The sequence below is a fragment of the Niabella sp. CPT15-335-S11 genome (assembly GCF_058792415.1).
Genome location: NZ_JBYTEI010000003.1, coordinates 195,569 through 220,663 on the forward strand (window position 1 = coordinate 195,569; position 25,095 = coordinate 220,663).

19 protein-coding genes are annotated in these 25,095 nt (G+C 41.2%); 17 read left to right on the forward strand and 2 right to left on the reverse strand.

Annotated features, from left to right (window positions below):
* Window positions 1–4: 4 nt before the first annotated feature.
* From AC3WS5_RS11890 to AC3WS5_RS11970, 17 genes are all read left to right on the forward strand, one after another.
* The gene (locus tag AC3WS5_RS11890; RefSeq protein WP_492467599.1) at window positions 5–2,734 is read left to right on the forward strand and encodes a TrlF family AAA-like ATPase; all 2,730 of its coding nucleotides are present in this window, start codon (window positions 5–7) and stop codon (window positions 2,732–2,734) included.
* 32 nt (window positions 2,735–2,766) lie between these two features.
* Window positions 2,767–5,178, forward strand: coding sequence for an HD domain-containing protein (locus AC3WS5_RS11895; protein ID WP_492467600.1), 2,412 nt, complete (start codon window positions 2,767–2,769; stop codon window positions 5,176–5,178).
* Between the two features lie 37 nt (window positions 5,179–5,215).
* On the forward strand, window positions 5,216–8,761 hold the full coding sequence (locus AC3WS5_RS11900; protein ID WP_492467601.1) for a YecA family protein: 3,546 nt from the start codon (window positions 5,216–5,218) through the stop codon (window positions 8,759–8,761).
* Window positions 8,758–9,030, forward strand: a complete 273-nt coding sequence (locus AC3WS5_RS11905; RefSeq protein WP_492467602.1) for a hypothetical protein — start codon at window positions 8,758–8,760, stop codon at window positions 9,028–9,030. Before AC3WS5_RS11900 ends, AC3WS5_RS11905 begins: the two co-directional genes overlap by 4 nt.
* A gap of 462 nt (window positions 9,031–9,492) precedes the next feature.
* Window positions 9,493–9,882, forward strand: a complete 390-nt coding sequence (locus AC3WS5_RS11910; protein WP_492467603.1) for a single-stranded DNA-binding protein — start codon at window positions 9,493–9,495, stop codon at window positions 9,880–9,882.
* Between the two features lie 40 nt (window positions 9,883–9,922).
* The gene (locus AC3WS5_RS11915) at window positions 9,923–10,879 is read left to right on the forward strand and encodes a DUF932 domain-containing protein (RefSeq protein ID WP_492467604.1); all 957 of its coding nucleotides are present in this window, start codon (window positions 9,923–9,925) and stop codon (window positions 10,877–10,879) included.
* A 111-nt stretch (window positions 10,880–10,990) separates the two neighbouring features.
* A complete protein-coding gene (locus tag AC3WS5_RS11920; RefSeq protein WP_492467605.1) occupies window positions 10,991–12,220 on the forward strand; it encodes a site-specific integrase in 1,230 nt (409 codons plus the stop codon).
* The gene (locus tag AC3WS5_RS11925; protein WP_492467606.1) at window positions 12,213–13,214 is read left to right on the forward strand and encodes a tyrosine-type recombinase/integrase; all 1,002 of its coding nucleotides are present in this window, start codon (window positions 12,213–12,215) and stop codon (window positions 13,212–13,214) included. Before AC3WS5_RS11920 ends, AC3WS5_RS11925 begins: the two co-directional genes overlap by 8 nt.
* On the forward strand, window positions 13,201–14,226 hold the full coding sequence (locus AC3WS5_RS11930) for a site-specific integrase (RefSeq protein ID WP_492467607.1): 1,026 nt from the start codon (window positions 13,201–13,203) through the stop codon (window positions 14,224–14,226). The genes AC3WS5_RS11925 and AC3WS5_RS11930 overlap by 14 nt, the downstream gene beginning before the upstream one ends.
* A 149-nt stretch (window positions 14,227–14,375) precedes the next feature.
* Window positions 14,376–14,513, forward strand: coding sequence for a hypothetical protein (locus tag AC3WS5_RS11935; protein WP_492467608.1), 138 nt, complete (start codon window positions 14,376–14,378; stop codon window positions 14,511–14,513).
* A gap of 56 nt (window positions 14,514–14,569) precedes the next feature.
* Window positions 14,570–14,947, forward strand: a complete 378-nt coding sequence (locus AC3WS5_RS11940) for a hypothetical protein (RefSeq protein ID WP_492467609.1) — start codon at window positions 14,570–14,572, stop codon at window positions 14,945–14,947.
* Window positions 14,948–14,958: 11 nt separating this feature from the next.
* Window positions 14,959–15,192 carry a hypothetical protein gene (locus tag AC3WS5_RS11945; protein ID WP_492467610.1) on the forward strand — a complete coding sequence of 78 codons (234 nt, stop codon included), beginning with the start codon at window positions 14,959–14,961 and terminating at the stop codon, window positions 15,190–15,192.
* A gap of 66 nt (window positions 15,193–15,258) precedes the next feature.
* Window positions 15,259–15,903: a hypothetical protein gene (locus AC3WS5_RS11950; RefSeq protein ID WP_492467611.1), complete on the forward strand. Its 645-nt coding sequence runs from the start codon at window positions 15,259–15,261 to the stop codon at window positions 15,901–15,903.
* 18 nt (window positions 15,904–15,921) lie between these two features.
* The gene (locus AC3WS5_RS11955) at window positions 15,922–16,140 is read left to right on the forward strand and encodes a PRTRC system protein C (RefSeq protein ID WP_492467612.1); all 219 of its coding nucleotides are present in this window, start codon (window positions 15,922–15,924) and stop codon (window positions 16,138–16,140) included.
* Window positions 16,141–16,158: 18 nt separating this feature from the next.
* A complete protein-coding gene (locus AC3WS5_RS11960; protein ID WP_492467613.1) occupies window positions 16,159–17,313 on the forward strand; it encodes a hypothetical protein in 1,155 nt (384 codons plus the stop codon).
* Window positions 17,314–17,323: 10 nt separating this feature from the next.
* Window positions 17,324–18,040: a hypothetical protein gene (locus tag AC3WS5_RS11965; protein WP_492467614.1), complete on the forward strand. Its 717-nt coding sequence runs from the start codon at window positions 17,324–17,326 to the stop codon at window positions 18,038–18,040.
* Window positions 17,953–18,843 (forward strand): PRTRC system ThiF family protein, encoded by an 891-nt coding sequence (locus AC3WS5_RS11970; protein ID WP_492467615.1) that lies wholly within the window; start codon window positions 17,953–17,955, stop codon window positions 18,841–18,843. The genes AC3WS5_RS11965 and AC3WS5_RS11970 overlap by 88 nt, the downstream gene beginning before the upstream one ends.
* Window positions 18,844–19,425: 582 nt before the next feature.
* On the opposite strand, the gene AC3WS5_RS11975 is transcribed toward AC3WS5_RS11970, so the two are convergent.
* Both AC3WS5_RS11975 and AC3WS5_RS11980 read right to left on the reverse strand, forming a co-directional pair.
* The gene (locus tag AC3WS5_RS11975; RefSeq protein WP_492467616.1) at window positions 19,426–20,757 is read right to left on the reverse strand and encodes a TolC family protein; all 1,332 of its coding nucleotides are present in this window, start codon (window positions 20,755–20,757) and stop codon (window positions 19,426–19,428) included.
* 13 nt (window positions 20,758–20,770) lie between these two features.
* On the reverse strand, window positions 20,771–24,967 hold the full coding sequence (locus AC3WS5_RS11980) for an efflux RND transporter permease subunit (protein WP_492467617.1): 4,197 nt from the start codon (window positions 24,965–24,967) through the stop codon (window positions 20,771–20,773).
* Window positions 24,968–25,095 lie beyond the last annotated feature (128 nt).

Consider the following 25,095-nt stretch of genomic DNA (forward strand, 5'->3'; position numbering starts at 1 on the left):
TAATATGATAAAATATATACACGGTGCCAGGTGGTGGAAATTCGATTTTCACAACCATACACCTGCCTCAGATGACTTCGGTAAAGGAGATGGGCTTCATCAAGCGATTACACCCAAAAACTGGCTGTTGATGTATATGCAAGCCGGCATTGACTGTGTTGCTATTACTGACCATAATTCAGGAGAATGGGTAGATCAATTAAAGAGCGCATTGCAAACGTTAGATCAAACGCAACCGACCGGGTATAGAAAATTATTCCTATTCCCTGGGGTTGAGATAACGGCTTCAAGTAACATTCACATTCTTGCATTGTTCGACCCGTCTGCTGAAACAAAGGAAGTTCACGCTCTTTTAGGAGCAATCAATTTCCCGTCCGAACATTTCGGAACTTCTGACGCCGTAAGCCCTAAAAGCGTTGAGGAAATTATAAACGAGATACATAAAAAAGGTGCAATTGCAATTCCTGCACACGTTGATGAGGCTTGTGGGTTATTTAAACTTACTGGGCACACATTTTCACAGGCGCTTAAAGCAGAAGATTTGCTTGCTATTGAAGTAATCAATAACACGTTAGAAAAGCCTGAACTTTATAAGCAATCCAAATTATCTTTAGCGGAGGTTCTTGGTTCCGACAGCCATATTGCTGCACAGGTAGGGAGTGGCTACACTTGGATAAAAATGAGCGATCCTTCATTGGATGCATTGAGGCTTGCATTGCATGATTGCGAAGACGGAATTATTCGGAAAGGAGATTGTGGTAGTGATCCTAACATTATTAATAACAGATATTTTGTGAAATCTATCAGGGTTTCAAATGGGTTTAAAGCGGGAAATGGTTTACCATTAGATGCCAAATTAAGCCCTTGGCTTTCTTCAATTATCGGCGGAAGGGGATCTGGTAAATCAACAATATTAAACTATCTCCGAATTGCACTTAATAGAATTGACGAAATGCCGGATGACATACAATCCGAATTTAACAAGTTTAATCAGATTGGAAGAAAGAGTTTACCGGGAATGTTGAGAGATACGACAACTATTACGGTTGAGATATTCAAAGACGGTAAACTTCATTTAATAACTTGGAATCAACAAAACCATTCTCTTCAAACGTGGGACAACAATTCAGGTGATTGGGGCGTCTCTAACACCGTTTCTAACATTAATGAATTATTTCCAATCCAAATATTCAATCAAAAGGAATTATATGCGCTGACAGGCAATCCATCAAAATTAATTGAACTCATTGATTCGCAGTTTGACAAGCAAAATTGGCTCGATGAAAAAGAAAAACTAATTGAAAAATGGCTGGCAGATCGGGCAAAAGCAAGACAACTTCAGGCCGCTATTTCAGAAGAGCAAAATCTTAAAGCCCAACTTGATTCGACCAATAACAAAATTCAATTGTATGAAAGTTCTGAATATAAAGACACACTTGGCAATTTTAACAAGCTAACCGCTGTTAATGACTTTTTCACGACTACAACCACAAATATTTCTCAGTTTATACAAGAATTGGAGGAGTTAAATCCAAAGGCTCCGAACATCAAAGCATCAGAAGCTGTTTCCGAAAGTCTCAAAACTGAATCACTGGACTTCCTCTCAGTTGTAGAGACAGCAATATCAGGGGCAACGCAAAAGATTTCAGAAGCAATAGCCTTAATAGCTCCTTACAAAGAAAATTTACAAAACCAATTCAATGCCCTTCCCTGGTTTGCTGAATTTGAAACCGCTAAAGGTGCCTATGAAGCTATTTTGGATAAAATTCAAGAACTTGGAAGTGAGTCCTACGAAACGTTGATCCAACGAAAAAACTCTTTAGTTGGGAAACTTGCTTTGATAGATACACAAAAACAGCAACTCGAAACATTAAAATCTGAACTGCTGGCACATTACACATCAATAATTGATAAAGAGAAAGAATTACGGGTAAAACGAAAAGCTATTATTGATCGATGGAAAGAGTTTGATAATACAGACAATCCTTTTCTTATAATTAGTTTGCAGCCCATGTCTGATGCAGAAAACGCCAATGCTACTTTCAGGAAGTTATTGAGAAAGGAAGGTTCTGAATTTGCAGGATATATTTATACTCACGACGATGAAACAGACATTAGTTCTGGATTAATTGGTACTATAATAAATGAAGCTGAAGATACGAGATGGGAAAAAAGATTCAATGCCGTTAAAAACTTTGTCTCTGCAACTGAGACTGATACTAAAGGTCTTGATTTAAGATTGGCAAGGCATATAACCTGGCTTAATCAAAATACACCAGAAGATATTGATAGGTTACTTATCTGGATTCCAGAAGACAAACTCGTTCTTAGGTTTAAAAAAGAAGGACGTGAAGAAGATATACAAACAGGCTCGGCTGGAGAGCGAACGGCGGGAATGTTAGGTCTGCTTTTAGCCCTTAATAATATCCCTCTCATTATAGACCAGCCAGAAGATGATTTAGATACAAGGCTTATTTCCTCTTTTGTGGTACCTGGTTTTAAAGCGTTAAAACAAAAAAGACAGTTACTGCTCGTAACACATAACCCCAATATCGCAGTAAATGCAAATTCCGACAGTATAATTCATATGAATTTTAATAATGGACAAATAGTTGTTGACGGAAATGATGCCTTGCAGAATAAAGATATACGATTGGCAGTATGCAATGTGATGGAGGGCGGTAAAGACGCATTATATAAACGCTATTACAGAATTTCTAAAGCCTTAAAGTAATTGAGGATGGGCAATAGTATAAATGAACAAGCATGACAGCAGGTGTAGAAAATCAACTTTTTAAAAGCAAGATTTATCAAATTTTTAAGGAGAACGCTTCTAAAGAAGGTGATTCAATAGAAGCACAAGTAACGTCTATCGTTCACGATGGAGTGAAAGATGCCTATGAAAAATCTAAGCTAATTATTAAATACATGCCGGAATATACGCTACATGATGGCGCACATTTGTTCCGTGTTCTCTACAATATGGAGAAACTAATACCAGAAGAAAATATTAAACAATTATCTGTTCCTGATTTAATGCTCCTTATTCTCACTGCATTTTTCCATGATTTAGGAATGGCTCCCTATGAATACGAAATTAGAGCGTGGAAACAAGATTGGAAAGAAACTGAACCTGATGAACAAGAGCGAGCACTATATTTGGAATTTGAAAGATTTACTAAAACTTATCCTGAGAAGTTAGATGAGATAGGAAGACTGAGGGGAAAAAAACAGGAGGCGAAAGCAAGACTATTAGAAGACTATTTGCTTTCAGAATATATAAGAACTACACATGCACAAAGGGCTAAAATTATTATTGCGAAGGAATGGAAGGACCGCGTAAAATATCGAGATACTGACTTGACTCATGCACTTGCACAACTCTGTTTTAGCCACAATGAAGACTCAATGGCACTTTTAAAACTGGATGCTTCATATTTATGCGGCGAAGATATTACCACCAATCTACAATTTGTAGGACTTATCTTAAGACTCGCAGATTTATTGGATTTTGATGCTAAAAGAACACCGTCTGTATTATTTTCTCATTTAACGGTTCGTAATCCTGTATCATTAGCGGAGTGGCAAAAGCACAGAGCGGTACAGGCTTGGAAGATCACCAAGGATGATATTGCTTTTTCAGCTAAATGTAGTCACCCAGCTATTGAAGCAACTATTAGGAAATTCTGCGACTACATAGATGACGAGTTGAAGAATTGTGGTATTATCCTTGCTAAAATGCCTGAATCTATCGGAACAAATTCCAATCCTTGTAAGATTTCGCTGCCGGTGAGAGTCACAAGGGATAAGATCGAAGCAGAAAAAGATATTATCACAGGCGATCCTATCTATTATTACGAAAACACCTCTTTTGAGCTTAACAAGAATCAGGTGATAGAGTTACTTATGGGGACTAAACTTTATGGAAATCCTGAAGTTGCACTGAGGGAGCTTTTGCAAAATTCAAGAGATGCTTGCAAATTGAGCATGGCACTGCATGAGAAATGGGACGTCCCATATATTCCTGAAATAACCGTCAAATACTATACACAGGGAGATGAGGACTTTCTCGAAGTAATAGACAATGGTATTGGAATGAACAAGGAAATAATCGACAAATATTACTCTAAAATTGGTTCATCTTTTTACAAATCCAGAGACTTTTACGAATTAAAGGCCAAATCAGATTTGAATTTTACTCCTGTTTCAGAATTTGGTATAGGCATTTTGTCTTGCTTTATGATTGCCGATACAATAGAGGTGGAAACCAAAAGACTGAAGGAACAATTTGACTATGACAAACCCTTGAAATTAATCATTGAAGGACACGATAGCATTTTTACGATTCTTAAGAGTGATAAAAAGGTACCCGGAACCTCAACTAAGTTATTACTCAGGGAGAAAAATCCCTGGAAGAAAATGACAGAATCACAATTCATACGTTCAGTGCAAAATGTCTTTCCTAACCCTCCCTTTACAGTAAATATTGAAACAGATAAAGAAAAACTTTCTTATACACAGAATGACTTTAAAAACCTCGATGCTGTAGAATTGAAAGATTATTCCTGGAAAGAAGAAGAAAATATAAAGGAAGTAAAAATCACGCTAGCTGAAAATGACTTTTATGGAAATGCAGTCGTTGCAATTTTAGAAAAAGACAAGGCTCCAGTTAAAATCATAAACAAATTATCAAAAGAAGTTATCATTGATGATGAGACTTTTGAGTTGAATATGGAAATTCGCTTAGGCGTTAACGAAATCGATAAAAGTAGTTCCACTATTGATGTTGACGATGAAGGGAATATAAAATCAAGTTCACATTATAGTACGCTTGCAAAGTCAAAGTCAAGGTTTTCCTTACATGGCATCAATTATGCGGGCAATCTGTTTCCAGAGTATTATAATAGAGATAAGAAATCTATGCTTAAATGGCCGTTGCCGATATTAATTATTCTTGATGTACAAGGTGAAAACGGTTTGGATTTAAATTCAGCTCGTAACGAAATAATTTATAATGACAAGTGGAATAAGTTTGAAGAAATGTTGGCCTACATCATTTGCAAAGGTTTAAAAAAATCTTTAATGCCTAAATACTGGCAACAGCTTGTTCCAATATTGCTGGAAAAAAGCGAATCTGAAAATTTCACTTCTGGCCTCAGCAGGGCAAATGATAAATAAGTCGGATTAATCCTTAGGTTTTAATTCAAACATAGCTATGGGAAAGATTGGACGAAATGACCCTTGCCCCTGTGGCAGCGGTAAAAAATATAAGCAATGCCATTTAAAGCAGGAAGGCAGTCCGATTGGCACAACGGCGCAGGCCACCAACAAACCATCACCAATGAATTTTGACGATTTACTGGCCTCTAAAAACTCAATACAACTATTGGGGTTATTAGGCGCACTACAACTCCATCCAGCAAATCATGGCAGGAATGTTCGCTTTGAACAATTGTGCCTTGCAACCTTACGCCAGTTTGACCCGAATGATGAAAAACCGTTGGCTACCTGGGAAAAATTAAAAGAAGTCATCGAAAATTATACTGACGGTGAAGCGATGGAAGATCCTCTTACCAATGCGTACACTGAGATTGCTATTTTTGAACAAGGCAATTACATTGTATATCCAGGCATATATGATGGCCTTACCGAGATACTAAACCAGCTTACAGAGTGCATCTTCCTCCATAAGCATACTCTTGATAAAGACTTTGTAAAAAAAGTACGGGATGCAATAGGTTTACTGTTGTTTATGAGTGAAAGCGTGGCTCATGATGCTGGCCATGTACCATTTATCTACAAAGAGGGAGAATCCGATGACATTGAATTTCCAGTGTATGACAAAGCCACTCAATACACCGATGCCATCTATTTTACAAGAACATATTTAGAAGAGGTATGTGACGGACACGGATACGATATTGGTATTTTGGAAGACTTTATAGTACAGCTCGGTACAGAAGACCTTCAGAACGATGATCCGGAGGAAAATATAGTCAATTTTAAACCGCTTGTTTCGGTCAAGGATGCTATCATACTTTATATGCCAACGGGTATCTCAAACGCACTTATAAGTTATGTTTATAAGAAGGCAAAAGAGTACAAATGTTATGAAGAGCTAATGGAGCTACTATATGAAAGGCAATTCCATCTTACTTGCGTAGCCCTGGCAAAAACTGGCTGGTTGGCAACCGACATCGCCCTCCCAGAATCCAAAAATCAATTGTCGATTAAAGAAACTGTATTCCAGTTCGACAACCAGAAGTTGGCATATATATGCTATATCAAAACAGGAGAAGTATTATCAGCAGACGCAGAAGATACTTCCGCAGCAAAACCAGCCGACCCGTATGAAGAAAGGACAGTAGAAGTCGTTCAATATCTAAGCTCCCTCGAAGCATCGCAGCCATTTGGTGTATTTTGCTTATACATTATTGGGGAGACAGCTAACGACTATTACTTTATGTGGGCTAAACCGTCAGCAGGAAATCAATCATTAGCTTTAAAATATCGTGAACTGTGGACAATAACTCATTCTTCCAAGGTGAATAGTCTTACCCTTTGGAAATTTGCTAAATGCTATAGTAGAACAAACGAATTGGCAAGAGTAATGGCAATGGGTGGCGCAATGGATGCGTATGCTATATACCGAAAAAATCACGGAAGTCTATTAGATTCAGATGAGGTCAATCCGTTAGGTGGAATGCTGATGATAGTAAACGGCAGTTCCGATGAGTTTAGGCGGGAAGTTCAGAAACAACTGAATGAACACGCTGTTCCAATTTTTTACAAGGGTAAGCTTGCTTACGCGAAGGTTTCACGCTTTAAAGATTATGCTCCTATTTACGTGGAAAAGGAAATAAGCGAATATCTCCGCATAGTGATTGAAAGCTTTAAAATGCCTATCTGGATCACCAGTCCACAAACAAAGGCAGGGAAGGAAAGTTGGGCTACCTACGCATGCGAAGCCGTTGCATTTTGGTTAAATAAAATGGAACCGTTGTTGGCTCCCTACCTGAATGAGCAACGGCTGATTCAATTTGAAGTTGAAATAGTGATAGCAGATGAGTTGATGGATGCTGAGCAGTTTGAGATCAAGGATGTTAACGTAAACGACATTAAACTTGGTATTGAAATCGTTGTACCGCGCATACGTGTTTCCCTGCCCTTTGACTACTTATATGCTGTTATGCGCTCTGACAACCGCGCTGATAAAATGCTGATGACCTCTGTGCTTCAAGGTATCAGAGATTACATAACCACGTCCGGAAACAGTACCGCCCTAAACGCCGATATTATTACTGAAATCGTTGAGCAGACATTGCAGCCTGTAGGTGCAAAGATGCTTTTGTTTAGCGATGCCTCAGCAAACATCAGAATGGATGACCGGAACCTGCCTCCGATGCGCTATATAAGCGACACAGATGTTTCCTATATCCTGGATAACCTTGTAAGTTACTTACCGAAAGGTTATGCAATCCCTAATGATATTCCAGACAAGAAAGATAAGATCAAACTATGTGATGATATTGTATCTGCGCTTATAGGACAGATTACGAGCAGGCTTGCGGAGTTCGACGGTGTCGGATTACTTGAATGGTTGATTAAGCTCAATGAGAGATGTATTCAGTTGCGAGAATTTCGCGAAATACTTATTCCAGCTAAGATTGCCAGCTTCAGCGATTTTCAGACGGAGGTGGACGAATTGATGGATGGCGAACGCAATTTGGTAACAACTGCCCATGCTATCAGGACACTAATCGAATTTATAGCGATTAAGATTCCTACAGGTCAAAAGTGGCCCAATTTTGATGATATAGACGAATTGCTGGCGCTTACCAATCAACTTACAGAATGGGGAGCTTTGAGCGAAGCAATGCGGATGGGTATTGACGATCCAAAGATAGGCCTCTTACCATCAGGACGTATAGGTACCGACAAGACAGTTGAACGTGAAGCCTTTAAACCGTATGCGGTTGCTAAAACAGAAAGCACTGTATTCAGGAACATAGAAGACTTTGAAAGTAATTATGTTCCAGCCAGAAAAACAGGCGAAATAGTAGAAACTGAAGAATCGAAATCCCTCGACGTTGCGTTTAAGGCTGAGTTTGGTATAACTCTTACTCTACTGTCCAAGATCATCGGCACATTGGTGAACGAAGGATTTACCAGCGCAAAATCCTGCATGAAGATGAAGGAAGCCGCGTTGAAAATCTTGTTATCAAAAATCGAAGGCATAGCTGCCGCGGACATTGATATTGCTTTGGAATTACTGACGCTTTTAGAGCGAAAAAGTATTGGCGTGCCTCCAGACGGATACACCCCTCTTGATATTTTTCCCTGGAGGTATAATCGCTCTATATCCTACATCCGAAGGCCACTGGTCAAAATAGCCGATAAGGAAATCGTCTATTATTTCGGTTACAGACATCTCATGCAGTTTATAGATAACCTCTTTTACCTGTTATTCTCAAGTAAACTTCCTGGCGCAAAATCCGAAGAAATGAAGAGCTGGCTTGCAGCTGTATCAGGAGATAAAGGAAATCCCTTTCGGGAAGCTGTAAAAAAATGGTTCGAAGAAAACTCAGGATATGAAATCATACCTCACGAAGTGCAGATGGATAAAGATGCTCCGAAAGGTCATATCCAAGCAGAGAAGCATTATGGCGACGTTGACCTGTTTGTAATAGATCATGAGCATCTGATTATATATCCTATTGAGTGTAAGAACTTCACGGTGGGCGTAATGTCCATGAAATGAAAGTTGAAATGGACGATTATCTTGGAAGAGATGGCATGGATAAAAAAGCAAAAATGCGTAAGCACGTTGAACGTAATGATTGGCTGAACGCAAATAAAGCAGCGTTGAAAGACCTTGTATCTGATGCTGAAAATTATACAATCAAATCATTTATTTTAACAGCCGACGAAATTCCACTTGGTTATCTTAAAAAAGATGACCTTCCGTTGCCAATAAAATCATTCGCCTTCCTGCGAAAAAATGGATTGTCTTATTTATCAGATTTATAAAATTAATTTAATTGCTAAAACGAAAGCTGTTAGCCGAAAATTTTTTCTTCAGCTTTTTTATTTTTTAGAGCATGTCCCTTTGGGCCGGGTCATTCCAGGGTGCGCTTCGCTTCCGTCCCTCTTTCATCGTGACCGGCTCGTTCCTCACCGCCTTACATCCCCCTCATGCTTCATTGCATAACCCATTATCAAGTCCGCATTGGTTGAAATAGCAACCAGCCTGCTTGGCATTTTCCAATCGAAACGGATAAAAAGGCAGCTAAGATAGTTTCGCCTTCGTTGCTACGAGCGCATAATGCTGCGCTTCGCTTGCACCCTTCGGGACTTATAGCTCTCCGCACCTGCGGCTACACTCTGTCGCTGCTTTCTTTTTTTCCGTTTTTTCTTTTGGAAAAATGCTTTTAGGGCAGGCGGGTGAAAAAAGAAGTAAACAAAATGGTTTCACAATTAAAATTAAAAATCATGAACATCATTGGCAGATTAACGAAGGATGCACAAATCAGCACCTTGCCGAGCGACAAACAGGTAGTAAATTTTTCCGTAGCGGTTAACGACAGCTACCGAAACAAACAGGGTGAACGGGTGGAACAAACCGAGTATTTTAATTGCGCTTACTGGATTTCAACAAACGTAGCTAAAGTGCTCACAAAAGGCACATTGGTGGAACTCTCCGGCAGGGTGAGCGCAAGGGCGTGGATTGGTGGAGACGGTGAGGTACACGCAGCACTCAATTTCCATACATCACAAATCAAATTGCATGGAGGTGGTAAGCGGTCTGAAACCGTAGCAGGTGGTAACAGAAACAACTCCGTAGCACCTGCTAATAATGGCACAGACGATTTGCCTTTCTAATCATTCATTTTTCATTTATCAACCTTTAAAAATTACAATCATGGCACATAATCTTAATTATAACGAACGTACAGGCAAATACAGCTTCTTTAGCGTACAGCAGAAAGCATGGCACAATTTGGGACAGATAGTAGAGCAATATCCCACCAGTGCCGAAGCTATCAAATATGCAGGGCTTGATTTCGAGGTTGTCAAATCACCCTTATACACCCGTGGCACAGACATAAGCATAAACAATGACGGTGAAATAAAAGAAGGTGGTAACATCTTACTGCCCGACAACTTCGCTACCATGCGAACCGATACCAATCAGGTTTTTGGTGTAGTGGGAAAGGATTACCAGATAGTACAGAATGCAGATGCCTTTGCGTTTTTCGATGCTATTGTGGGTGGTGACGATGGAATCCTGTACGAAACCGCAGGAGCATTGGGTAACGGGGAACGCATATTTATTACCGCTAAACTTCCCGATTATATCCGTGTAGGTAACGGTGATGATGTTACCGAAAAATACATCTTCCTGACCACCTCACATGATGGCACAGGAAGTATTACCGCAGCGTTTACGCCTGTGCGTATCGTTTGTCAAAACACCCTCAATGCTGCATTGGGCAATATGTCTAACGTGGTACGCATCCGCCATACATCAGGTGCAAAGCAGCGTTTGGAAAACGCCCATAAAGTAATGGGACTGGCTAATCAGCTAAGTGTCCAACTGGAGGGAATATTCAACCAATGGACAAAGATGCGTATATGTGATGAAGAAGTAAAGAAACTCATCCAACTGGCACTTTGCCCCAACAAGGAAACATTGGACGCACTTAAAAAAGGTGCAGACGATGAACTGTCAACCGTGTTTAAAAATACGGTGGAAGATGCCTTTGCCTACGCAATGATGGCAGATACCCAACAGATGAATACAACCAAAGGAACAGTATTCGGTGCATACAATGCAGTAATTATGGAAAGTAAAAGATTATGTAAAGCGGTTAAATAAAATCAGCAAGAGTGCCTGTGTTACAGGCGCTACTTTACATAAATACTTTACATAAGATTACTCCAGTTATTTGTGATGGCAATTTTGCCACGACATTTAAAAGAGTAATCAATGGAAACATTCGAAGAATTAATTAAGCAATGCATTCAGCATTTTGAACGGCAGCGTTTTTCTACTGCCAGAATTAACATGTACAGATTCCTATGGCTGAAAAAATTAATGCCATACATGATAAAGGAATCGGCAATGTATTACGACGCCTCTGTGGGCGAAAAATTTCTGCGTACTATAGTGACCGGAGATATTATTTCCCGGTATCAGGATGACATCATTAGAAGTGTCAATTTCTTAAACGAATTTCAAGAGACAGGTACAATCAGTAATCATCATTACAAGCCCCTTGAACGGGAGTTATCAGGCCCCATAGGTCTTGCGATGGAACAATTCTTATTGCATCTTGGGGCGTTACGCCGTACCCAAAAAACCGTCAGTGAATATCGGCGTGCGCTCTATAGGTTATTAATTTACCTGGAAAGCAAGCAAATAGAATGCTTAAAAGCGATCAGCGAAACGCACATTGTAACGTTCCTTTCTACCAGTACAAATAACAAGGCCTTGATTATATCATCGATCAGGTTTTTCTTGCAATACCTGCATAAAGAGCATTTATTGGAAAACGACCTTTCGTTGGTTATTGATGGATATAAATACTCCCGGGGAGAAAAATTGCCCTCCATATATAGCAAAAATGAAGTATTACAAATAGAAGCGTCCATTCAAAGATCAGATGCTACCGGAAAAAGGAATTATGCCATGATGCTGTTAGGGACACGCTTGGGACTTAGGGCATCGGACATTGCCCATTTGAGTTTTAACAATATCGATTGGGAACAAAATACTATCACCTTATGCCAGTATAAAACAGGAAAGGAGATCAAACTTCCTTTGTTATCAGAAGTTGGCGAAGCGCTTATAGATTATTTGAAATATGGCCGAAAAAATAGTGAGTCAGATAAAGTCTTCCTTTTCATGATCGCACCTTTTTCCCCCATGACCAAAAGTTCGGTCAGCAACATGTTTTGCCGCATTATTGAAGCCTCCAAAGTAGATGTCAGAGGCAGGAGACATGGGGCACACGCAATGCGCCATAGTCTCGCCTGTCGATTTTTGGAGAACAAGGAATCTATGCCCGTAATATCCGAAGCACTTGGTCACCAGAGTACAGAGACCACCATGTCTTATTTGCGGATAGATCTGGGATCTCTAAACCAATGTGCATTACATGTTCCGCCAGTTTCCAGCAGTTTCTATGAACAGAAAGGAGGTGTTTTTTATGAGTGAGTTAAACTATCAAAGTATCTATGCGCCCTATATTAAGCAGTTTATAGCCATAAAAAATGGGCTTGGCTACACCTCATTACGGGCACAATGGATTCTCCTTGAACTGGACAGCTTTTTTGTAGATAATGATGTAAGGGAACTGGGGATCACGCAACAACAGGTCGAACAGTGGCGAGCAACCCGTATTAATGATGCCCAATGCACGATCTACGACAAATATTGTACCCTGGCGCAGTTCTGCAAATATATGTGCAGGATCGGTTATGATTGTTATATCCCGAGGCTACCCCGGAAGATAAGTGGGTTTACCCCGTATATTTTCACCAATGAACAGATGATTGGCATCTTTCAAGCCTGCGATCATTATGAATTATATGACAGGCACCTCCACACAAGCCTTTTTATAATACCGGCGGTAATACGTCTGTTATATGGAACTGGCCTTAGGATCAACGAGGCTTTGTCCTTAAAAAACAAGGATGTGGACTTTGATAAGCAATGCCTTTACATTAGAAAAAGTAAGAATGGAGATGAACGTATATCACCTTTGTCTGAAACTTTGGTAACAGTACTCAGGCAGTATTTGCAATATCGTGATCGTATGCCTCTACCGCAGGTCAACGATGAGAAAAATTTTTTCTTTGTCTCTCCGATGGGGAAAAGATGTTCGCAGGGCGCGGTCTACTATTGGTTCAGAAAGATGTTAGCGGTCTCCGGAATCCCGCATCAAGGAAATCACAAAGGCCCTCGTCTTCATGATCTAAGGCATACGTTTGCGGTTCACTCACTTGTAAAAATGTCTAAATCCGGATTGGACCTGTACTACTCCCTGCCTTTGTTGTCCACCTGCCTGGGGCATAGGTCTCTGAAATCGACAGATCAATATGTAAGGCTTACGGCTGAAATATATCAGGATCTGTTAAACGACGGCAACGAAATATCCGCTCATGTTTTCCCTAAAACCCAAACGAACGCAGCCAATGGAAACAACTGATCTAGCAAAATATCTAAGTGACTTTTTCGCCAAATACCTTCCGGGAGAGCGCAATGTCAGTTACAACACCATCCTGGCTTATAAAGACACCTTTGTTCAGCTCATCACTTTTATGAAAGAGCAAAAAGGCATAGCGGCGCAAAAGCTCACGCTTGAAAAAATAAACAAAGAAGCGATCATCGATTTTCTTGACTGGCTACAACAGACCAGGCATTGTAGCAACGCCACCCGCAATCATCGTCTTGCCGCTATTCGTTCGTTCTTTAATTACCTACAATATGAAAATCCGGAAAGGTTGTTCGAGTGGCAGAAAATCATCTCCATAAAGGTAAAACAGCACCAAAAGAAAAGCATCAACTATCTCACGACTGATGGTATAAAGTTACTCCTTGAGCAACCCGACATTGGTACACGTAAAGGCCGCCGAAATCTTGCGTTGCTTGCCCTGATGTATGATAGCGGTGCCAGGGTTCAGGAGATGATCGACCTTACACCCTCCAGCGTTAGGCTGGATTCCCCTAACATTGTAAAGCTTGTAGGCAAAGGGCGTAAAGCCCGGATGGTTCCGCTCCAAGAGGAACAAATTGTGTTCCTGAAAAAATATATGCAGGAACTCCATTTGTTGGAACCGCACGCCAACTTGTATCCATTGTTCTCAAATACAAGAAACGGAAAGCTTACCCGCGCTGGCATAACATACATTCTAAAAACGTATGCCGATCAGGCAAGGAGAATAAATCCGGGTATCATGCCAGAAAAAATCAGTTGCCATTCCTTGCGACACTCAAAAGCGATGCATCTTTTGCAAGCTGGCGTTAACTTGGTTTATATCCGTGATATTCTCGGACACGTATCTATTCAAACGACAGATATCTATGCACGTGCAGATTCCAAACAAAAACGAGATGCTTTTGAAAAGGTTTATGTCGAAATGAAACCTGAAAAATCTAAAGCTAAATCGTGGGAGAAAGATGTTACCTTATTGGAATGGCTAAAGAATCTTAAAAAATAGCCGGGTTATTATGTAAAGTGATATTGTAAAGTAGATGCCTAAACACACCTGTTTAACCTATTTTATGATGTTGCTTTACATAATCTTTTACTTTCCATAATAATCGTTATGCAAAGCTTTGCATAACCGTTACAGGCTACTATCAGAATGTGCGCAATTATAAAGATGATGAAAGCAAGCTGCAATCCATTGTAATGGGTGGCACTGCACAGGCTAAAGCACAGCGGGCGTTTGAATTATGCAGCCAGTTTGCAAAGGACGGTGCAGACATGCTTGCACTGAACTAAAGTAACAGGACAGGCAGCAATGCCTGTCCTTATTATCCACTTAAAAAATTAGGTATATGAAACCGTTAGATAATTTGATAAACGTAGAGAAGGCAAAGTTGCTTCACGAACTATTTCCGCAGGAAATACCTGCCTTATTGGAATACACCAACAATATGTGCATTACCATACAGGAGGACGAACAGTTGATACGCAGCCAGTGGGAAAACGGGTTGCTTACCATTGAAGCATGGCTATCCTTTGTGGAGGAAGTCAGGAACAAGATAAGTAAGTATGGGAAACGACTGCATACGCACAGCCGCTTATTTGCCGACCAACTTTTTGATGGCTATGTCGCATTGTACATGGTGCATTGTATGACCTTATACACCACTATACGGAAGCACAGCAATCCCAAGTTTGCGTTAGCCATTGATTTATTATTTAATCCATAAAATACAAAGTTATGGAAGCATTGATAAAACTATTGCAGGCAATGTCTTATCCGACTATGTTCTTTGTCGGTTTGGCAATCAGGCTGTTGGTCGGTATGCGACAATTTAACCGCAGGGGCTTAGGTGGATTGCAGCATTTCAATAACTATTTCGTTGGCTTAATCACACTTGCAATAGAATGGGTACTGAAATGGGCAGCCTTAGCCTTGATGCTATGGGGCTTATGGGGATGGCTTTTTAGATAAGACAACACAGAACTAAAACGATACAGGACTGTACAGAAATTCTTTTAACAAAAAAACATTTGAACAATGGAAACAACAAATTTTTTCAGCAGCGTAGCTGCATTGAATATAACAGGCGACCTGCAATTGACCATACGGAAAGGAACAGAAAGTAACTGGATAGTATCGGTTATGCTCAACAATGAGCAATGCGGTGACGATGCACGGAAACTGATACCGCCTCTTAATCTTAGAGGGAGTGCCGAAGAACTGGATAACGGTTTCTTTGAACGAATAACTACACCAATACAGACCGCTTCGGGTTTAATGGTGGACATGGAAGGCTTTATGAAACAGTTGGAGGAAGTGAAAAAACAATCCGCTATGGAAAAGGAAAAAGCAGACAAGGAGCGAAAGGAAAAGGAAGCCAGAGAGAAGAAATACAAAGAAGTAATGCAGAAAGTAGATGAACTGGAGAAAGAAGGAAAATACAGGGATGCATGGATGAAAGTGCCTGACCCATCAGAATATCCCGAACAGGCAGAAGCTATCCGCAAACGAAAATCATCCTTGTCCGCAAAGTTTGCCCCTGACTTGTTTGGCAGCACTGCAACACCTGTAGCTGACGAACAGCCACAAAGGGATGAAGCGAATGCGGAGGAAGAAGACAACCAAGAAAATGCTGAAACAATAGAAGGCGATTGGGAAGAAGATGAAGAAACAAATCAATAATCTGTAAAACGAAAAGCCATGTTAATAGCAAAGCAATTAGACAGGGTTTTCCTGCTCAAAGAAAACGGAACGGATATAAGGCTTACAGACCCTGAACCTTCATGGAGCGTGGAAGCGGTAATGAACTTTTATGCCAATACCTATCCCATACTCACCACCGCCAAAATATCCGCACCACGAATTGAAGATGATACCGTACAGTATCGTTTTGAAAGTGTGATGGGAACAAAAGGTTAATCTTAAAACTTTAAAGCAATGGAATATGCAGCACAATATTATATCGGGCATCATCCAAATGCCCACAAAGCAAAGGCAAAGAAAGCTCTACAAACAGTTGGGCGAGTTCACAGCATGGGTACAAAGGACAAAAGACGCACACGAAATAAGCAAGGACAAACGCAGGTCGGTACCGCAACAGATGTTGCCAATGGTTTTTTAAGAACCACTTTCCTGCCTAAACTGGAGGCGATGAAAACGGTACAATCTGCTCCAGAAGTGGAGAAAATAGAAACTGATTTTTATTGCTCCCTGTGTGCGGTTGCCAGGCATTACAGTGGTTTCGAGCCTACGGATACGAGGACGTTCGGCTATCCCTATAATATCGCCCTCTCTGTATGGGAAGTGGAAAACCATTTAAAACGAAACATTAAAGACTGGAACAGTTTGCGTTTGGTACAGGATGATAAGGGAAAGACTTTTTTCATTAGCGAGGAACAGTACAATACAGGAACAACCTTGTTTTACATTCCTGTAATACCGTTATATAACATGCTCAAAGAACCGAAGACAAAAAGAGCAGCCCGACTATTATTATCAGTATTCGCTTACCTGTATCATGTAGCAGATATACCTTATTACAGGCAGGAGGATGCTTACATCTATTGGCAATACGAAATGATTGCCGATTGGATAGAACAAGACGATGAAGCAGAATTGGACAGCCGTAAAGAAGAATTAAAGGTTGCCGGGTGGTGCGGTGAAAAGATGGAACAGAAAATATTCAACCGTAAAAATCTTGATGTATTTGCAGAACGGATAAAGGCATTCAAACCTAAGAACGACTTTGAACAGGAGTGCCTGAATGTAGGAAAGGGAATGTTTGCACTTTATACTGACTATCCTGCAACAACTATTTTCCAACATGCAAAATATGTTCATGATGATGAAGAACAGGAGGACGAAGTAATTGCAATGAGAAAGTATATATCCTTTATAGCAGATGCAAGGGGATGGCTTTATGAAACGGTTGCCGAAAGTGTAAACAATGAGTTCAATGAATGTAGTTCAACAGAAGAACCCACCATATTAAAAAAGTTTAACGGTACTGCAATCACGAATTGCAGCCTTGAATTTGAAAACAGGTTGTTTCCATTGATAGGCGATTTATGTTACCTGCTGAATAACGATTAAAGCAATTACCATGAAAGATTTAATGGAAAATATCGGCACACTGTACCATCCTAAAACGGCTTTGGTATTTTATGAAGCGAAAGGAATGGATGCAGAAGTCTATGTAGAATATTTTGATATGGATAAGAATGGCAATCCCATTAATGCACATCCCTTAACCGTTAAGGAAGCACAGCGTTTGTCAAGGGCACTGGACACAACGGGCGAAGGAAACAAGGCTTTTCTGAAGCCTAAAGGTATTATCGGTGCAAATATCCTTTACACAGACCCTTCGGAAAACGGTTTTGTGATGTGGTTTACAAAGGCGACCTGTAAAAATCTCTTTTTTGTTGAAGGGTTGGGCATTTCAAACGGTATGGCGAGTGTACCCGCATTACTTTGGATAGCCAACAAAGAAAAGCTGCATATCTATGCCCTGAAAAGCGACAGGAAACCGACTGAAACCACACCGCTTTATCATGCCCCTTTTTTCAATGTCTATGCAGAAGGAAACGTATGTATGGGTACGGTGGATGTCAATATCAGGAAGTCTGCGTCATTAGAAGAATTTACAGCCGCATGGGAAGCCTATTTCTTTAACAGCTATTTCAGTCACCTGATGCAAAATCATAACCCCATACAAGGTAACTGTGTGAGCCTATGGAAAAAGCTGCGAAAAACTGGTTTGCCATTTCCGAAAGAGGTATTGAAAAAGACAGAAAGGACAATAAAAAATATGCTACGATGAAAACGGATAAAATAAAAGTACACTTTACAGACAATGACCTGATTGCTCCTACTAATCCCATCGAGGTAAACCTGATAGGGGCTGGAGGCACAGGTTCAAAAGTGCTAACCGCATTGGTAGAAATGAATTACAGCCTGAATGAATTAGGACATGCAGGGTTAGCGGTCAGGCTTTGGGATGATGATATAGTAACAGATGCCAATTTAGGCAGACAACGGTTTGCTGAATGTGAGGTAGGACTTTATAAGTCCGTTGCCCTGATAAACCGTTCCAACAGATGGGCTGGCACGAACTGGAAAGCTGAAACCACAAAGTTTGAGAGGGATAGTTTGGACAGGTTGCCCGAACACGCACAGGCAGGTATTTACATCTCATGTGTTGACAGCGTGAAGGCACGATTTGAAATAGCAGAAATACTTAAAGGACTAAATAATAACAGGGCTTACCGCAACCAAGCCAAATACTGGATGGATTTCGGTAATAGCCAATCCACAGGGCAGGTGCTACTATCTACTATCGGAAAAATCAGGCAACCGCAGTCTGAAAAATATCAGGCGGTTGCAAACCTGCCATTTATTACGGATGAGTATGGCGAACTGCTGAAACAATCCGAAGAAGCCGACAATACCCCAAGCTGCTCACTGGCCGAAGCACTGGACAAGCAAGACCTGTACATTAATTCCTCCCTTGCTCAAATGGGTTGCTCCCTGCTATGGAGCCTTTTCCGCCACGGAATGACCGAAAACAGAGGCTTTTTTCACAATCTTGACAATTTCATTACCCAACCTATAAAGATCGCCTAAAGCCCTCCCAGGCGGCGCATCGGCATTCCTTTCCCCGTAGGCGGAACGCCGCTGCGCGGGAAGCGGTGCAGCCACTTGTCCAAACCGGAATCCCGCCCTATTCCAATAATCCGCTTTGTACAACAGGCAGCGGCATTATTACCGTATTTCACAGAATACCCTAAGACATCGGAGATACTGGAAGATGGTATGCTTCAACTGTAACGCAGCGTCCACCACGTAAGAAAGTTGCAGATATATTTAACTTAATTATAAAGTGATTTATATCTTTACGCCGTAATCTCGGTCAAGAGCTTTAAATCCGCTAAAAAGTGGTTCGAGTTTTGTACCACAGGGTTCACCACGTGGGACAAGACACACGACTTGTCCCATTTTTTTGGGCTTTAATTCCCTATCTATCAAGGATATAATGTTGATCATTTTATTCAAACTTTTGGTTTTGTGTAGCTTCTGACCTAAATAGAAGCATTTTCCTCAACCGCCGTCATTTTTATAAGAGTTACCGTTACGTTTTATGATTGTATACCCATAATATTTGTAACGTCACTGCCGTCATTTGGTTGCATTTCGATTCATGGAATATTAAAGGATTTCCCCTTTTGCTACTTTCAACGAAAATTGTGCTTTGTTGAATCCCGCTACAGCTTTCAAATAGTCCAACTGCGTCTGCATATAAAACTGTTGTGCCTGAAAAACCTCAAAGGGTTTTGCCGTTCCTAATTTTTGCCGTTCCATACTTTGACTCAACGCTTCGGCCGTGAGGTCTAATGCGTCTGTGGCAATCTGTACTTGTTCTTTGCCAATAATGAGTTGCTGCGTAGCGTTGGCAATTTCTTCATTGATTTGGGTTTTGAACTGTGCTGCTTTTGTTTCCTGTATTTTGATGAGTGAATTGTATTTTTTCAAATCACCGCCATACACCAATCGCCCTAACGGAATGTTCCACTGCAACGATGCGCTAAACAGACCAGTCGGATAGAGTTGCTTAATTTCCGGATTTGAGGCCGTATTCATCGGGTTGACCTTACCCCTCAAACCACCAAAATATGAGCCGTAAGTGCCGATGCTTAATCGCGGAATGAGCAAGCCTGTAGTAGCGGTTTTCTTTTCGGCTTGCATGGAACGAATACTCAAATCAATAAATTTAATTTCAGGTCTGTTTTGATAAAGTTTATCATTTATGGTCAATGATTCTTCGTGAAATTCTAAAGGCATCAACAGGCTATCTACGCTTACTAATTTCGTTTCCGGATCAAGGTTAAGCAGGCGTACCAGTTCTGAAGAAGTGGAATTGTATTCGCTTTGCGTATACAGCATCTCAATTTTCAAATGGCTGTAGTTGCTTTTTGCCAACAGTAATTCCGACTGGTAACGCAAACCTGCATTCACCTGCACTTCTATTTGTTTTGTAATGGTGTCCGACTGCTGCACCAAGTTTTTATAGGCGACATATTTTAATTGTGCAATTTGTAGGTTGTAATAGGCTTTTATCGCCTGTAACAAGGCTTTGTTTTTTTCCGCCTGTGTTTCAAAAGCCGAAGCCAGCACCTTCAGCTTTGCCGCCTTGGTTTTGAAGATGCCCTGGGCAAGATTCCAGTTGGCATTCAGACCCAAGCCCGTCCAAAGACTGCCTCGGTTTACGTCCAAAAAGAAGTTGCCGTTACCGTTCATCACCGCTCCCCAAAGCTGGTTCGTCTGTAAACCTGCATAGAAATCGGGGAGCCACCATTCTTTTGTCTTTGAAAAATCTGCCGATGCTAATTCCTGCTTTGCCAGAAATTCTTTTATCGTCAGGTTGTTTGCTCCGCCCATTTCCAAAACGGTCTGCAAATTAATTGGCAGGGATTGCTGGGCACTTGCAGTCAGGGTTAGAAGAATACCCATCCACAAGGTCAATATTTTTATTCTTTTCATTACTTCCAATTTTTTAGTTGTTAATTGATTTTACATTCACGCTTAACCCGTCAGAACAAAACTCTTTTCCCTTCACCACGATATGAGCTGTTGATTTTATGTCGCCGCTCAGGATTTCGGTGAATTTTTCGTCGCGGATACCAGTCCTGATGTCCACTTTACGCACTTTATTGTTGGCAACAACATAGACGAATGATTGCCCTTTGATGTTGCCAATACCTTCATTGGGAATACTCAAAGCGTCTTTGTGTCCCCTTTGTGCTAACTGCACTTTGGCATACATACCGGAGCGGATTTTCAAATCACGGTTCGGCAAATCAATTTCGACTTTCATCGTTCGGGTATTTTCGTTCAAACCGTAGGCAGTACGGGAAACGGTTGCTGTCAGGTTCACATTCGGCAGTTCGGGAAACGACACACTGCCTTTTGTTCCTTTGCTTACGGTTGTCGCATCAGATTCAGGAACATCAATCGTCAAGCGGATCGGCTGCAAATCCTGCATTTCAAACAAAGACATTGCGTTCGCGTTGTCCAAACTATTTTGAACGATTGCTCCCTTGTCTAAAAAGCGATTGACAATCACACCCGAAAATGGAGCTTTCACTTGTAAAAAATTAATTTGTTGCCGCAGGGCATTGAGTTGTGCTCTGGCACTTTCATATTCTGCTTGTGCTTTTTCCACATCTGCAATAGTGGTGAGCTGCGGTGTTTTGTCATATACACTTTTCAGTCGTTCGTAAATGGATTTTTTGCCTTTGAGTTCGGCCTCCCACTTTGATTCTTCGCTCAACAATTCTGGGTTTTGCAATATGGCAATGGTTTGTCCCTGCTTTATAAAATCACCAATATCTGCTTTAAGCGACTGCACGTAACCGTTGGTCATAGCAAACACTTTTACCTGTTGATTGGGTTTTGCGGTACCTGAAATTTCAAGCGATGCGCTGAACTTGTGTTGAGCTGGTGTGGCAACCAACACAGTCGGTGTGTTTTTGGTTGTAGTTTTATTTTCCTCGTTGTTTGACTTATTTCCGCAGGAAGAAAGCAATACAAACGCCAACGGAATGATGATCATATTCATTGACTTCATTTTAATTTCAGATTTCTTGCCTGCCTTGTCGGCAGACTGGTTAAATAAATAAAAAAGTATCGGCACAACAAACAGCGACAAAAACGCAGCGGCTAATACACCTCCGATGATTGCTCTTGCCAAAGGCACATTGGCCTCACCGCCAATTTCGTAACCCAGCGACATGGGAAACAGAGCGAATACTGCCACAACGGCGGTCATCATAATTGGGCGAAAACGGTTAGCTACCCCTTCTTTAATGGCTTCACGCAGTGGCTTTCCTTCTTTCAGCAGGTTGTTCATTTTGTCCACCAGCAAATTGCTGTACGCCACAGTGATACCCACCATCATGATAATCCCCATCATAGATTGAATGTTGAGGTCGGTGTTTGTTGCCAATAGCATCGCTGTTACGCCAATCAAGCCCAAGGGAATAACCGTGATGATAATGATAGGCAGTTTAAACGAACGCAGCAGTGGCACGATGACCAAATAGACCAGCAAAATGGCAAGTCCCAAGCCCAGCCCAAGATTGCTGAACCCTTCATTCATACTTTGAATTTCGCCACGGATTTCAATTTTATAACCTTCCGGTAAATCCTTACGAAGTGTTGCTAACTTTTTTTCTATCTCTGCCGCTGCAGAGCCGATGTCTCTGCCTTCCACGTTAGCAAACACATCGGTTACCCGTTGTAAATTCAGGTGGTTAATTTCAATCGGGGCGGACGAGAGCGAAGTCTTGGCAATGTTTTTCAGTTGTGTTACCTGCCCGTTGTTGCCCTTCAATGAAATGTTCTCTATCGACTGTGGATTATCCAGTTCAATTTCGGGATAAGTAACGCCCACGAAATAGTGATTGCCGTTGCGCTCATCAATCCAAAAAGACGGTTTGAAATTCACCGATGAATTAAGTGCCGAAACTGTATTTTTTACTACTTCATCCGCATTGATACCCAGCATCGCCGCTTTGGTACGGTCCATGTCCACTTTTATTTCGGGATGGTCATACCGCTGGTGTATGCGCACATCTTCTGTGCCTTTCACGCCGTTCACTATCTCACGAACCTTTACGGCTATGTCGTGCGATTGATGCAAATCGTTTCCGATAATCTGAACGTCAATAGGCGAAGGCAAACCGAAATTCAGCGCACTGGTTACAATACCCCCTGTGTTGAAAATGAATTGTACACCTGGGAATTTTTCTTTTAGCTTTGGTCGAATGTGTTGCACGTAATCCGACGTTTTAGTTTTGTGCCCTTCTTTCAGTTGCACATTTATGGTTGCGTCCTGCGTTCCCGAATTGGTCGTATAGGCAGCAGGCCAGTCGTTCAATACGCCCATATTGGAAACTACCAGATTTACATCTTCGCCAATTTCCTCTTTTAGAAAATGTTCAATGGCGGTTACGGTTTCTTCGGCTTTTTCTATGCGAGTGCCGCTCTCCATGCGCACATCCATTGAAATCTGCCCTACGTCCATCTGCGGAAACAATTCTGTTCCGATGTTTCTGAGACCCAAAATAGAAATCACAAAAAGGATAGCAACACTTCCCAATATCCACCAGCGAAATTTTAGGGCTTTGTCAATGGAATGGATATATCGTTTAGTCAAATTGTTGATGCCTGTATCAAATTTTCTTAAAAAACCTTTTGGCTTGTGATCTTCGGAATACCCTTTGAAGAATGCTGCTGCCATTATTGGCACGAGCGTCATGGAGATGAAACGGGAGCCAATCATTGCCAATGAAACCACGATTGCCAAAGGTGCAAAAAGAAATTTTGAGACCCCTGTTAGAAAAACAATCGGGAAAAATACAATAATAATGGTGAGCGTAGTTACCAGCACGGGCATAGCCACCTCCTTCGCACCGTCAAAGGCAGCTTGTGCGGATGTCTTTCCCAATTTCAGATGCTTGTCAATGTTTTCCAACACTACAATGCTGTCGTCGACCAACAATCCGATTGCCAAGGCAAGCCCGCCCAACGTCATACTATTGATAGTGTCGCCCGTGAAGAACAAACCTATAAATGCAAACATTACCGAAAGCGGAATGCTCAACGCCACGATGAACGTAGAACGAAAATTCCCCAAGAAAAGAAACAGAGCAATAGAAACCAAAAGCAAACCCAATGTGCCTTCTTTCAGTAATCCGTTTATGGAATGACGCACGTAAGTAGATTGGTCAAGAATTACGTCAAGGTTTACCGATTTAGGCAAACGCTCCTTCAGTTCTGCTAATTTCCCTTTCACTGCTTCCACGGAAGCAATCGTGTTTGCTCCAGTTCGTTTGTAAATCGGAATGTAAACCTGTCGCTTGCCATTGATATGTACTACGTTGGTTTGAATAGCGGAGGCATCTTTAGCATAGCCGATGTCTTTCAGGAAAATGGGCGAACCGTGCGGATTCATTTTAATTACGATATTGTTGAAGTCTTCCACCTTTGGTAACATACCGTTTGCGTTCACGCTATAATTCATATCCCCAATATTTACGTCACCTGTGGGTATCATCACATTGTTTTTCTGCACGGCTTCTATCACGTCCGTTTGAGAAAGGTTGTATGCGTGCAATTTGTCAGGATAGACGTACATAAAAATCCTACGCAATTTCCCACCATATACCGCCGGGGCGATGATGCCTTTTACCGACCCCAACAAGTTCCGCAAATCAAAATAAGCGATGTCGTAAAGTTTCTTTTCCGTAAGGCTGTCGCTGCTCACGGCAAGCAAAGCCAATGGTGTTGATGCAGTTGGGTCGTAAGGCATTACCATTGGCGGAACTGTACCGGGCGGTAAATAATACAAGTCAGACATGGCCAATGAGGTAACCTGTGAAAGAGCGGTGTTGGGGTCGATGTCTTCGCCAAAGAAGTCTTTAACGATACTCACGCCAATCATACTTTTGCTTTCCTGCTTCACAATACCGTTGGATTGTCCTGTCCAACGTTCAATGCGTGAAGTAATATCTTTTTCCATCACTTCGGCTGGCATACCGGGATAGAGCGTAAGCACCTGCACAGCTGATGTTTTGTAATTGGGTAGAATATCAACGGGCAACCGTTGTATTGCCACGATGCTGATAATGGCTATCAATAGCGACAGCACGATTATCAGGTATTTGTTTTTAAATGCTAATTTTAACATAATCTCCGTTAAACTTTTATGTATTATAACCTTGTTAGGACACACGACGGCCTATCCGGTATAGTGTGTATTCCGACGAATTGAATATTGGGACAGGTATAAACACGAACGCCCTTCTATGCGAAGGG

Excerpts from the sequence above, each read along its gene's own strand:
- AC3WS5_RS11890 (WP_492467599.1), top strand. The coding sequence starts at position 5 with ATGATAAAATATATACACGGTGCCAGGTGGTGGAAATTCGATTTTCAC.
- AC3WS5_RS11895 (WP_492467600.1), top strand. The coding sequence starts at position 2,767 with ATGACAGCAGGTGTAGAAAATCAACTTTTTAAAAGCAAGATTTATCAA.
- AC3WS5_RS11900 (WP_492467601.1), top strand. The coding sequence starts at position 5,216 with ATGGGAAAGATTGGACGAAATGACCCTTGCCCCTGTGGCAGCGGTAAA.
- AC3WS5_RS11905 (WP_492467602.1), top strand. The coding sequence starts at position 8,758 with ATGAAAGTTGAAATGGACGATTATCTTGGAAGAGATGGCATGGATAAA.
- AC3WS5_RS11910 (WP_492467603.1), top strand. The coding sequence starts at position 9,493 with ATGAACATCATTGGCAGATTAACGAAGGATGCACAAATCAGCACCTTG.
- AC3WS5_RS11915 (WP_492467604.1), top strand. The coding sequence starts at position 9,923 with ATGGCACATAATCTTAATTATAACGAACGTACAGGCAAATACAGCTTC.
- AC3WS5_RS11920 (WP_492467605.1), top strand. The coding sequence starts at position 10,991 with ATGGAAACATTCGAAGAATTAATTAAGCAATGCATTCAGCATTTTGAA.
- AC3WS5_RS11925 (WP_492467606.1), top strand. The coding sequence starts at position 12,213 with ATGAGTGAGTTAAACTATCAAAGTATCTATGCGCCCTATATTAAGCAG.
- AC3WS5_RS11930 (WP_492467607.1), top strand. The coding sequence starts at position 13,201 with ATGGAAACAACTGATCTAGCAAAATATCTAAGTGACTTTTTCGCCAAA.
- AC3WS5_RS11940 (WP_492467609.1), top strand. The coding sequence starts at position 14,570 with ATGAAACCGTTAGATAATTTGATAAACGTAGAGAAGGCAAAGTTGCTT.
- AC3WS5_RS11945 (WP_492467610.1), top strand. The coding sequence starts at position 14,959 with ATGGAAGCATTGATAAAACTATTGCAGGCAATGTCTTATCCGACTATG.
- AC3WS5_RS11950 (WP_492467611.1), top strand. The coding sequence starts at position 15,259 with ATGGAAACAACAAATTTTTTCAGCAGCGTAGCTGCATTGAATATAACA.
- AC3WS5_RS11955 (WP_492467612.1), top strand. The coding sequence starts at position 15,922 with ATGTTAATAGCAAAGCAATTAGACAGGGTTTTCCTGCTCAAAGAAAAC.
- AC3WS5_RS11960 (WP_492467613.1), top strand. The coding sequence starts at position 16,159 with ATGGAATATGCAGCACAATATTATATCGGGCATCATCCAAATGCCCAC.
- AC3WS5_RS11965 (WP_492467614.1), top strand. The coding sequence starts at position 17,324 with ATGAAAGATTTAATGGAAAATATCGGCACACTGTACCATCCTAAAACG.
- AC3WS5_RS11970 (WP_492467615.1), top strand. The coding sequence starts at position 17,953 with ATGGAAAAAGCTGCGAAAAACTGGTTTGCCATTTCCGAAAGAGGTATT.
- AC3WS5_RS11975 (WP_492467616.1), bottom strand. The coding sequence starts at position 20,757 with ATGAAAAGAATAAAAATATTGACCTTGTGGATGGGTATTCTTCTAACC.
- AC3WS5_RS11980 (WP_492467617.1), bottom strand. The coding sequence starts at position 24,967 with ATGTTAAAATTAGCATTTAAAAACAAATACCTGATAATCGTGCTGTCG.